Origin of the sequence: Blastomonas sp. (genome assembly GCF_041747255.1) — a bacterium.
Lineage (GTDB): Bacteria > Pseudomonadota > Alphaproteobacteria > Sphingomonadales > Sphingomonadaceae > Blastomonas.
Window position 1 is genome coordinate 1 of sequence record NZ_JBGTFM010000336.1, and the last position, 3,380, is coordinate 3,380.

4 protein-coding genes and 1 other RNA gene are annotated in these 3,380 nt (G+C 65.4%); 3 read left to right on the top strand and 2 right to left on the bottom strand.

Annotated elements, in window-relative coordinates:
• The 3 genes from ACEW8G_RS11440 to ACEW8G_RS11450 form a co-directional block, all read left to right on the top strand.
• The coding region (locus ACEW8G_RS11440) for an NAD(P)/FAD-dependent oxidoreductase (RefSeq protein ID WP_373488546.1) at nt 1-1,372 on the top strand (1,372 nt) is incomplete at its 5' end.
• Between the two features lie 218 nt (nt 1,373-1,590).
• Complete coding sequence (locus ACEW8G_RS11445) at nt 1,591-2,001, top strand: SufE family protein (RefSeq protein ID WP_373488547.1); 411 nt, start codon at nt 1,591-1,593, stop codon at nt 1,999-2,001.
• A complete protein-coding gene (locus ACEW8G_RS11450; RefSeq protein WP_373488548.1) occupies nt 1,998-2,420 on the top strand; it encodes a PaaI family thioesterase in 423 nt (140 codons plus the stop codon). Before ACEW8G_RS11445 ends, ACEW8G_RS11450 begins: the two co-directional genes overlap by 4 nt.
• Here ACEW8G_RS11450 and ACEW8G_RS11455 read toward each other — a convergent pair.
• Together ACEW8G_RS11455 and rnpB are read right to left on the bottom strand one after the other, a co-directional pair.
• The gene (locus ACEW8G_RS11455) at nt 2,417-2,953 is read right to left on the bottom strand and encodes a J domain-containing protein (protein ID WP_373488549.1); all 537 of its coding nucleotides are present in this window, start codon (nt 2,951-2,953) and stop codon (nt 2,417-2,419) included. The genes ACEW8G_RS11450 and ACEW8G_RS11455 overlap by 4 nt on opposite strands.
• Before the next feature lie 54 nt (nt 2,954-3,007).
• Nucleotides 3,008-3,380, bottom strand: an RNA gene (rnpB, locus tag ACEW8G_RS11460) — RNase P RNA component class A; the annotation flags it as partial.

Sequence of the window (3,380 nt, forward strand, 5' to 3'; positions counted from 1 at the left end):
GGCTGGCCTCACCGCCGCCGGGGGCTGCGCGATGTTTGGCTTGAAGCCGCTGCTGATCGAGCGCGGACCGATGGGCGGCGATTGCCTGAACACTGGCTGCGTGCCCAGCAAGGCTTTGATATCGGCGGCCCACCGCGCCCATGACATGCGCCATGCCAGCGAGTTTGGCATCGCCAATGTGGTGCCCCAGGTCGATTTCCGCGCGGTGCACATTCATATCCATGCCGCTATCAAGACCATCGAGCCGCATGACAGCGTCGAGCGGTTTGAAGGGATGGGGGTCGAGGTGGTGCGTGGCAACGCCACCTTCACCGGACCGCACACGTTGCAGGTCGACGGCACGACCTACCGCGCGCCGCGCATCATCATCGCGACCGGAAGCCGCGCCTATGTGCCGCCGATCACCGGGCTGGATGCGGTGCCGTATCTCACCAACCACAATGTCTGGGATCTGACCGAACTGCCAACGCGGCTGATCGTGCTGGGCGGCGGGCCGAGTGGCATGGAGATGGCGCAGGCGTTCCGGCGGCTGGGGGCCGAGGTGGTGGTCGCCACCAAGGGCCGTCCGTTTCCCAAGGATGACGCCGATGCCGCCGCAATCGTCATCGATCGGCTGACGCGCGAGGGCGTCGAGATCATCGAGCAGGCCGAGGCATCCGCCATCGCGCCGACCGCCGATGGTCTTGTGCTGACGATGAAAGATGGCCGCACGCTGAGCGGCAGCCACCTGCTGATCGCCACGGGCCGCGAGGTGCATTTCGACGGGCTGGGGCTTGAGGCGGCAGGCGTCGCCTATGACAAGCGCGGCATCATCGTCGATGCGCGGCGGCGTACCAGCGTAAAGCACATTTACGCGATCGGCGATTGCCGCGACGGGCCGCGCTTCACCCATTCGTCGGGCTATGAGGGTGGCAATGTCGCGCTTGAGATCAGCCTGGGGGTGCCGACCAAGGCCAATTACAATGCGCTGCCCTGGGTGACCTATGTCGACCCCGAACTGGCGCAGGTTGGCCTCACTGAACACGAGGCGCGGACACGTTATGGCGATAAAGTGAGCGTGTGGCGCGAGGATTTTGACCACAATGACCGCGCGGTCACCGAACGCGAGACCTTGGGCTTCGTCAAGCTGGTCAAGAAAGGCAGCAAGGTCGTCGGCGGCACCGTCGTGGGGCGCGGCGCGGGCGACCTGATCCTGCCGATTGCGATGATGATCACCGGCAAATCCTCGACCTTCGGCGTCGCCAGCCTGATCGTGCCCTATCCCAACCGGTCAGAGCATGTGAAGGCCGCCGCGTTCGCATCGGACGAGGCCAAGGTGTTCAACCGCTGGTCGCGCGGCTGGGCGCGGTTTCTCGCAAAGAGGCGGGGCTAGTGCCCGTTCTCCGGCGAATGCCGGGTCTCAGGAGTCAGATTGCACTACACCCGCCCCTAAATTCCGCCTTGCGCGGAAAAACAGCACAATGGCGATCATGCAACTCTCCTTGCAACCCTTCCCGCGTTCCCGAGCGAGCTTGAGGGACCTATGCGCAAACCGCCCAAAAATGCACCACACATCGTGACACCCTCTCTCGCCCCTGCTATCGGCGCGGCATGACCAGCCGCCTTGATGATATTGCCGAAGAATATGAGTTTCTCGATGCCGATGACCGATACCGGCTGATCATCGATCTGGGGCGCACGCTCGATGCGATGCCCGATGCGTTGAAGACCGATGCGACGCTGGTACGCGGCTGTTCGGCCTCGGTCTGGGTCTATCCGACCCGCACCGACGATGGCCGCCTGCATTTCCTGGCCGACAGCAATGCCGCGATCACCAAGGGCATTATCGCTTTGGTGTTGCTCAGTGTGCAGGATGCCCCCGCCGCCGACATTCTGGCGACCGACATTGAGGCCGGGCTCGTCCCGTTCGATCTCAAGAACCAGCTGTCATCCAACCGCACGCAGGGCATCCCCAACATGATCGCGCTGGTGCAGCGCACCGCAGCGCGGCTGACAGCGTGACCGACGGCTTCGATCCGCAGCGGTTCTTCGAGCTGGCACGCAAGGTCGGCCACGGCCAGGCCCTCGGGCTGGAATTTCAGGCGGCTGGCGCGGACTGGGTCGAGCTCGCGCTGCCGTGGAAGGAGCAACTGGTCGGAGTGGCGGAAACCGGGGTGCTCGCCTCGGGCGCGATCGTCAGCCTGGTCGATACCTGCGGCGGTGCGTCGGTATGGCAGGCGCTGGGCCATTTCCAGCCGATCGTCACGATCGACTTGCGCCTCGATTACCTCCGTCCGGCATTGAAGGGCGAGACCGTCATCGCCCGCTGCGCTTGCGACAAACTGACCCGGCAGATCGCGTTCGTCAGCGGCATTGCCCACACCGGCGACGAAACCCGCCCGGTCGCGCGCGCGGTCGGCACGTTCATGCTGAAGCCCTAAATCGCCTCGCCGCGGCGCTCGGCCGCCTTGCGCAGCACGTCGTAGGCCGCCTGGACCTGCTGGAAGCGCTTGGCGGCTTCCAAATCGTCGCGGTTGACGTCGGGGTGGAACTGCTTGGCGAGTTTTCGATAGGCTGCCTTGATTTCCTTGGCATCGGCCTCGGCATCGATTTCGAGCGCGTCAAAAGCGCGCATCTCATCGCGACTGCGGCTGCCGTCGCCGGGTCCGGCCCATTGGTAATGCGCGCTCTTGCGATAGGCCGAGGCGCCGCTTTCTTCCTCGGCCGCGCGGCGCGCCGCTTCCTCCGGAGTCAACCCCGCGAAATAGTCCCAGCCCTTATTATATTCTGCGGCATGGGCCAAGCAGAACATCCACCGTTCGGGGCTGTTGGGCGCCTTGGGCGCGGGCCGGTCACCGGCTTCGTCACAGCCCTCGCGGTCGCACAGCCGGACCCGGGCCGCGGATCGGCCCTTCGCCCCATAGGGGCGCCAGCGGGGAAATCCCCAATCGTCGGAGCGGGTTGGCTTGGCCATCACTTCCCCACCTAGGGGAGCGGCGACCAAACCGCCACCCGGCCATCGCGGAAATTTGTCAGGGGACCTGTAAGCCGGGTTCTGTCCCCCGCCGACGCCGAAGCGAAGGCAGATGGGCGACCATTCCTCTAGACGACGGATTGCCCCGCCGCTCAAGCGACCAACCCGGGTGACGAGCCGGAACAGGCCCATGTGCCACCCCTATTCGGTCTTGCACCAGGTGGGGTTTGCCGTGCCGCGTCCGTTGCCGGCCGCGCGGTGCGCTCTTGCCGCACCCTTTCGACCTTACCGGCCCAAAGACCGGCGGTATGCTTTCTGTGGCACTTTCCCTGAAGCCTTGGCCCGAGAGCCGCGACCCCGCCGGGCGTTACCCGGCACCTTCATTCCGTGGAGCCCGGACTTTCCTCGCCCCCGCTTGCGCGAGGCC